Source organism: Streptomyces sp. NPDC006365, assembly GCF_042870755.1.
Lineage (GTDB): Bacteria > Actinomycetota > Actinomycetes > Streptomycetales > Streptomycetaceae > Streptomyces > Streptomyces xiangluensis.
This window is the reverse complement of sequence record NZ_JBIAHS010000014.1, coordinates 238,650-245,933: the sequence shown is the minus strand read 5'-3', so window position 1 is coordinate 245,933 and position 7,284 is coordinate 238,650. Positions and strand designations below refer to the sequence as shown.

Below are 7,284 nucleotides of genomic sequence, written 5' to 3'. Positions count from 1 at the left end.
CGTTTGTGGGGGTGGCGGGGGCACAAACCCCCCGGGGGGTTTTTCGCCCGTGTCCTGACAAGGCGCGCCCCGGACCGCCCACCCTGTCAAACCGGGGGGGGGGGGCCGCCGCGCCCCCCCCCCGCCACCGGTGAGCGCTCCGGTCGAGAGCCTCAGAGCTCGTTCAGCGAAGCCCGGACCACGTCGGGCTTGTTCGTGATGATGCCGTCCACACCGAAGTCCGCGACGCGTCGTGCGCCGTCGGCGGTGTCGACGGTCCATGTGAAGATCTCCAGCTGCTTGCCGTGCGGCCCCTTGAGCGCATGGATCGAGGAGACGTAGTCGGCCGAGATGGATGTGTGCGTCGAGTTGATCTGATCGGCGAACTTCGCGTACGCGGGCAGCTCCGCGACCGCCGGCGTGCCCAGGAAGCCCGTTTTGATGTCGGGCCGCAGCTCGTGCACGGTCCGTACGCTGTCCGCGCTGAAACTCTGGACGACCAGCTTGCTCCGTACGTGGTGCGGACCCAGCCAGCCCTCGTTGCTGAGGACCTTGAGGGTCTCCCTCTCGATACCCGGGTAGAGCTCGGGCTTCTTGATCTCCAGTACGAGCTTCTGGTGGTTGCGGGACACCCGGTTCATGTACTGCTTCAGCGTCGGCACGCGTGCGCCCGCGTACTCCGGGCCGAACCAACTGCCCGCGTCCAGGCGGGCGATCTCCGCCGCGGTGAAGTCCTTGACCTTCCACGGGGCCCGGTCGGGGAAGACCTCCTCGACGTTGGTCGTGCGTGCCAGGTTGTCGTCGTGGATCACCACGAGCTCGCCGTCCTTGGTGCGCTGGACGTCGTTCTCGACCCAACGGAAGCCCAGCTCCGCCGCCTTGTCGATGGCGGCCAGGGTGTTCTCGGGGGCGTAGGCGGAAGCACCGCGGTGGGCGACGACCATCGGCTGATCGTCGCCCACCGCGGCATGAGCGGGAGAGAGGGGCAGAACAAGGGCGGCGGCTCCCAGGAGTGCTGTGGTCGTGCCGGCGGCAGCGCGCGCATGCATGCGTACTCCTTGCGTCTGTGGTCACGGACCGCTCCAGAGTGACAGCAGAGTGTCAACGGGAGGGAGGTACAGGATGGCCACAGATTGAACGGAGTTGCCCGACGGCGATCACCAGTGCCGCACAACTGAGGCAAGGGCGTGTTTCTTTGCCGGAAAATCGTTCGAGGGCTCCGGTGGGAGTCATACTCTCTGCGTCAACCCTGGCCGCCATGGCGGTCCTGGGACGGGGCATTGCAGAGAATTCCGGGACGCAACAGGGCGGAAGGGCAACCGCGCATGCAGGGCACGGTCGACGGATTCAGCTACGGACTCGTCACACCGCTGGTGGCGTACCTCATGGCCTGCCTCGGTGGTGCGCTGGGCCTGCGCTGCACCACCAGATCGATGCTGGTCACCCACTCCTGGCGGCCCGGCTGGCTCGCGCTGGGCTCTGCGGCGATCGGTTCCGGCATCTGGACCATGCACTTCATAGCGATGATGGGTTTCTCCGTCCAGGAGACCCCCATCCAATACGACAAGCCGATCACGTTCGCGAGCCTCGGCGTCGCGATCCTCATGGTCGGCATCGGGATCTTCATCGTCGGCTACAAGGGGGCTTCCGGAACGGCCCTGTTCACCGGAGGCACCATCACCGGCCTGGGCATCGCTACGATGCACTACCTGGGCATGGCCGGAATGCGGCTCAACGGAAAACTCGACTACAACACCTTCACGGTGGCCGCCTCAGTCGTCATAGCAGTTGCAGCCGCAACCGCGGCGCTCTGGGCGGCGGGCCAGGTCCGCGGCTTTCTGTGGAGCGTGGGCGCGAGCCTCGTCATGGGCCTCGCCGTCAGTGGCATGCACTACACGGGCATGGCCGCGCTCAGCGTCCATCTGCACGCCACTACCAACGTCACCTCCGGTGACTCGCCCGCCGCCCTGCTGGCCCCCATGCTGATCGGCCCTCTCGCGTTCCTGTTCCTGGCCGGCGTCGTCGTGATGTTCGACCCGCTGATGGTCATGGGTAAGCCCGAGTGGAGCCCCGTCCAGCAGAAGCCCGGCATCCCGGCCCACATGGTCCGCCACACCGGCCGCCGGCCCACGACCCGCCCGCGCCGCCGCCCCGACCGCCCGGGCTCCCGGACCCCGCAGCGTTGGTGATCAGACCCCGTTGTCAGTGCGGAGTCGTACGGTGGATTCCATGCGGCCCGTATCCAAGATCGAACGCACGGTGGCGCCCTTCGAGGTCGTCAGTCCCTACTCGCCCAGCGGCGACCAGCCCGCTGCCATCGCCGAGCTCGAACGGCGCGTCCGCGCAGGTGAGAAGGACGTCGTCCTCCTCGGCGCGACCGGCACCGGCAAGTCCGCGACCACCGCGTGGATGATCGAGAAGCTCCAGCGCCCCACCCTTGTGATGGCGCCGAACAAGACGCTGGCCGCCCAGCTGGCCAACGAGTTCCGCGAGCTGCTGCCGAACAACGCGGTCGAATACTTCGTCTCGTACTACGACTACTACCAGCCCGAGGCGTACGTCCCGCAGTCGGACACCTACATCGAGAAGGACTCCTCGATCAACGAGGAGGTCGAGCGCCTGCGCCACTCCGCGACCAACTCGCTGCTCACCCGCCGTGACGTCGTCGTGGTCGCCTCGGTCTCCTGCATCTACGGACTCGGTACACCGCAGGAGTACGTGGACCGGATGGTCGCCCTCAAGCTCGGTGACGAGATCGACCGGGACGACCTGCTGCGCCGCTTCGTCGACATCCAGTACACGCGCAACGACATGGCCTTCGCCCGGGGCACCTTCCGGGTCCGCGGCGACACCATCGAGATCTTCCCGGTCTACGAAGAACTGGCCGTTCGCATCGAGATGTTCGGCGACGAGATCGAGGCCCTCTCCACGCTGCATCCGCTCACCGGCGAGGTCATCAGCGACGACGAGCAGCTGTACGTCTTCCCGGCATCCCACTACGTGGCGGGCCCGCAGCGCCTGGAGAAGGCCGTCAACGGCATCGAGAAGGAGCTCGAGGAACGCCTCGCCGAGCTGGAGAAGCAGGGCAAGCTCCTGGAGGCCCAGCGGCTGCGCATGCGCACCACGTACGACCTGGAGATGCTCCGCCAGATCGGCTCATGCTCCGGCGTCGAGAACTACTCGATGCACTTCGACGACCGCGAGCCCGGCTCCCCGCCCAACACCCTCCTCGACTACTTCCCGGACGACTTCATGCTCGTCATCGACGAGTCGCACGTCACCGTGCCGCAGATCGGTGCCATGTACGAAGGCGACGCCTCCCGTAAGCGCACGCTGGTCGACCACGGCTTCCGGCTGCCCTCCGCCCTGGACAACCGCCCTCTGAAATGGGAGGAGTTCCAGGAGCGCATCGGACAGACCGTCTACCTGTCGGCGACTCCGGGGCAGTACGAACTCTCCCGCTCCGACGGCCATGTCGAGCAGATCATCCGCCCCACCGGCCTCGTCGACCCGGAGGTCGTGGTCAAGCCCACCGAGGGGCAGATCGACGACCTGGTGCACGAGATCCGGGGGCGCACCGAGAAGGACGAGCGTGTCCTGGTCACCACGCTCACCAAGAAGATGGCCGAGGACCTCACCGACTACTTCCTCGAACTGGGCATCCACGTGCGCTATCTGCACAGCGACGTCGACACTCTGCGCCGTGTCGAGCTGCTGCGGGAACTGCGTGCCGGAGAGTTCGACGTCCTGGTCGGCATCAACCTCCTGAGGGAGGGCCTCGACCTGCCCGAGGTCTCCCTGGTGGCGATCCTCGACGCCGACAAGGAGGGCTTCCTGCGCTCCGGAACCTCACTGATCCAGACCATCGGCCGCGCGGCGCGCAACGTCTCCGGCCAGGTCCACATGTACGCCGACAGGATCACCCCGGCGATGGAGAAGGCCATCGAGGAGACCAACCGCCGCCGGGAGAAGCAGGTCGCGTACAACAAGGAGAAGGGCATCGACCCGCAGCCACTCCGTAAGAAGATCAACGACATCGTGGCGCAGATCGCCCGCGAGGACGTCGACACGGAGCAGCTGCTCGGCACGGGCTATCGCAACCTGAAGGACGGCAAGGGCGCGAAGGCCCCGGTGCCCGCGCTCGGCTCGAAGGCGGCCAAGGGAGCCAAGCCCGCCAAGGGCAAGGCCAAGGAGACCGTGCCCACCGACCGCCCCGCCGCCGAGCTCGCCGAGCAGATCGAGGAGATGACACAGCGGATGCGCGCGGCAGCCGCGGACCTGCAGTTCGAGATCGCCGCCCGGCTGCGCGACGAGGTCTCGGAGATGAAGAAGGAACTACGCCAGATGAAGGAGGCGGGCATCGCCTGACCACCGCGAATGGCGCACTGTGTTGCAAGACCGACACAAAGTGTGGGCCAGGCTTAGGCACTGTCGGTGCCCCTGCGTAGGGTTGCTGGTCAACCGCAGGATTCTGCGGCAACAGGGGACGTTCGAGAGGGGAACAGCGCGTGACGGTCAACATGACCAAGGGTCAGGCCATCAGTCTGCAGAAGAACGACGGAGGCACCCTGACCGCGGTGCGCATGGGGCTCGGCTGGCAGGCGGCCCCGCGCCGCGGCCTGTTCGGCTCGCGCACCCGGGAGATCGACCTCGACGCCTCGGCCGTGCTCTTCGCGGACAAGCAGCCGGTCGACGTGGTGTTCTTCCGTCACCTCGTCAGCGACGACGGCTCCGTGCGGCACACCGGAGACAACCTCGTCGGCGGTGTCGGCCAGGGCGGCGACGACGAGGCGATCCTCGTCGACCTCGCGCGCATCCCGGTCCACATCGACCAGATCGTCTTCACCGTGAACTCCTTCACGGGGCAGACGTTCCAGGAGGTACAGGACGCGTTCTGCCGACTGGTCGACGAGACCAACGGCCAGGAGCTCGCTCGCTACACGCTCGCGGGTGGTGGCCAGTACACGGCGCAGATCATGGCGAAGGTGCACCGCGCGGGCGCGGGGTGGCAGATGACCGCCCTCGGCACGCCGGCCAACGGCCGTACGTTCCAGGACCTGATGCCCGCGATCCTGCCGCACCTGTAGACAGCCCGGCGCAGACGACAACGAGGGGGAGAAGGCGATGACGGCCGAGCTGGTGCGGGGACAGAACCATCCGCTGCCCCAAGCCCGACTCGAGGTCCGGGTGTCCGCCGGCAAGCCGATCGTGGCGGGAGCCACGCTCAGCGACGAGAACGGCAAGGTGCGGGGCGTCGAGTGGGTGGCCCACCCCGGCTCGCCCACTCTGCCCGGCCTCGAGGTCTCAAAGCAGGCGGCGGCCGACCACCGCCTCGCCTTCGACCTGGACGCACTGACGGAGGCCGTGCACCGGGTCAGTGTGCTGCTCGCACTGCCGTTCGGAGTCGGCGGTCCCGGCCGGTTCGGCTCCGTCGCCGCTCCCTTTGTGGCGGTCACCGGACTCGACGGGTCCGAGATCGCCAGCTACACGATCACGGGCCTCGACGCAGAGACGGCAGTCGTCGCTCTCGAGATGTACCGCAGGCAGGGGGCCTGGAAAGTGCGCGCGGTCGGCCAGGGCTATGCGGGGGGCCTCGCCGAACTCCTCGCCGACCAGGGCCTGGCCCAGGCACCCCAGCTCGCGAACGACATCAACGAAGCGGTGGCCCGGGGCCTGGCACGCTCGGTGGCCGCGCCTCCGCCGCGCACGGCCGACGGCGACCGCTCCCGGCACACCGCGCCATCGGCGCTGGGCCCCGAGCAGGGCGGCCCCGCCCCTCAGGGCGCCGCCGGCCACGTACCCCAGCAGACCGGCTACCCCGCAGGACCCGGTCAGACCGACCCGTCCGCCACCACGCCACCCTCCCGGCCGACAGGCGGTGGTCCGGTCAACTACAGCCACCCCGGCAGGCAAGCCGCCGCGCCTCCCTCGCCCCCGCCGACAGCGCCACCGGCCCAGCCCGGACAGCCCGCGCAGCCGGTCGCGGGCGACGCGACCGGCTGGTCCATGGAGGAGCGGCTCTACAACCAGGTGTGGGGCATGTTCGAGGATCTGGCCCGCACCACGGCCGCCTATCGCAGCGCCGTCGACTTCGCCGACTCGCGTATGGAACAGGAGCTCGACAGGGTCTTGTCCGACCCGCGCAGCCGCATAGGCGGACAGGCGGATGCCGCGCGTGAGACGGCCCGGGCCAAGCACTCCCAGCTCGTCGACCAGGCAAGGGCCGCGCTCGACCGCGACCTCGCCCAGCTCAGCGCCGAGGCGGAGGTCGTCGAGCCCGCGCTGCCCACGGCGTTCGCGCGCTGGGACAGCCCCGTCTGGCAGGGCTACCGCGTGCCGATGGAGATCCCCATGGCCCTGCGCCTCGGCGATCTCCAGCTGCCCGAGAGCTCCGGGCTGAGCATCCCGATGCTGGTACGGCTGCCGCTGGAGCGTGGCCTGTGGATCGACAGCGGCCGCGCCGGATCTCTCGACGGCTCGCTCGCCGACTCCGACGAGCTGCGCCGCCTGGCCATGGACACAGCAGTTGCGCATGCCGCCCGGCTGCTCGCCGTCTACCCGGCGGGCGAATACACGGTGCACGTCATCGACCCGGCGGGTTCCGGAGCCTCGGCGCTCGCACCGCTCGTACAGACCGGTGTGCTCCATACTCCGCCCGCCGCCGGCGCCGCAGGCGTTACCGACGTCCTCGCCAGGCTCACCCAGCGCGTCGACCTGGTGCAGATGGCGATCCGCGGAGGTGCGGCCGACTCACTGCCACCCGACCTGGACACAGCTGAGCAGCTGTTGATCGTCAATGACTTCCCGCATGGTTTCGACGACCGCGCGGTGACCCAGCTGCGCTACCTCGCGGACGAGGGTCCGGCCGTCGGCGTCCACCTCATGCTGGTGGCCGACCGGGAGGACGCCGCCGCCTACGGACCGCTGCTCGACCCCCTCTGGCGCTCGCTCCTGCGCCTCACCCCCGTGCCCGACGATCACCTCGCCGACCCCTGGGTCGGGCACGCGTGGACGTACGAGCCCTCGCTCGTGCCTGCCGGCAGTCAAGTGCTCCAGCACGTCCTCACTCAGGTCGCGGCGGCTCGCCGCGCCTGGAACCGCTGACGCTCCGCGGAGTCCGCCGCCTGCCCGGTCGCAGCCAGTCCCGCGTGCCGTGCCAAGTTTTGGTCAACCCCTCTGACCAGCTCATTTGCCCTTTTCTTTGCCAATCTCTTTACCTTTCCTTGGTGATTCGGGTACTGTCTTTCGTGCGGAGGGGAGTACTCCCTTACTACTGCGGCGTGCCCGTCAATACGGATCTGGCCA

At 68.5% G+C, this 7,284-nt stretch carries 5 protein-coding genes; 4 read left to right on the top strand and 1 reads right to left on the bottom strand.

The window, feature by feature from the left end:
• Positions 1–152: 152 nt before the first annotated feature.
• A complete protein-coding gene (locus ACFYO0_RS32250) occupies positions 153–1,028 on the bottom strand; it encodes a glycerophosphodiester phosphodiesterase (RefSeq protein WP_388683151.1) in 876 nt (291 codons plus the stop codon).
• Between the two features lie 276 nt (positions 1,029–1,304).
• Between ACFYO0_RS32250 and ACFYO0_RS32245 the strand changes: the two genes are divergently transcribed.
• From ACFYO0_RS32245 to ACFYO0_RS32230, 4 genes are all read left to right on the top strand, one after another.
• Positions 1,305–2,168, top strand: coding sequence for an MHYT domain-containing protein (locus ACFYO0_RS32245; RefSeq protein WP_388683149.1), 864 nt, complete (start codon positions 1,305–1,307; stop codon positions 2,166–2,168).
• A gap of 40 nt (positions 2,169–2,208) precedes the next feature.
• Entirely contained in the window at positions 2,209–4,347 is a 2,139-nt protein-coding gene (uvrB, locus tag ACFYO0_RS32240; protein WP_388683147.1) for an excinuclease ABC subunit UvrB, read from the top strand.
• Positions 4,348–4,487: 140 nt separating this feature from the next.
• Positions 4,488–5,066, top strand: a complete 579-nt coding sequence (locus ACFYO0_RS32235; protein ID WP_055615261.1) for a TerD family protein — start codon at positions 4,488–4,490, stop codon at positions 5,064–5,066.
• 37 nt (positions 5,067–5,103) lie between these two features.
• Positions 5,104–7,083 carry a TerD family protein gene (locus ACFYO0_RS32230; protein WP_388683144.1) on the top strand — a complete coding sequence of 660 codons (1,980 nt, stop codon included), beginning with the start codon at positions 5,104–5,106 and terminating at the stop codon, positions 7,081–7,083.
• The last annotated feature ends 201 nt before the right edge of the window (positions 7,084–7,284 follow it).

Bases quoted from the DNA above. Each gene is read 5' to 3' on its own strand.
- ACFYO0_RS32250 (WP_388683151.1), bottom strand. From the start codon at position 1,028: ATGCATGCGCGCGCTGCCGCCGGCACGACCACAGCACTCCTGGGAGCC.
- ACFYO0_RS32245 (WP_388683149.1), top strand. From the start codon at position 1,305: ATGCAGGGCACGGTCGACGGATTCAGCTACGGACTCGTCACACCGCTG.
- uvrB (WP_388683147.1), top strand. From the start codon at position 2,209: ATGCGGCCCGTATCCAAGATCGAACGCACGGTGGCGCCCTTCGAGGTC.
- ACFYO0_RS32230 (WP_388683144.1), top strand. From the start codon at position 5,104: ATGACGGCCGAGCTGGTGCGGGGACAGAACCATCCGCTGCCCCAAGCC.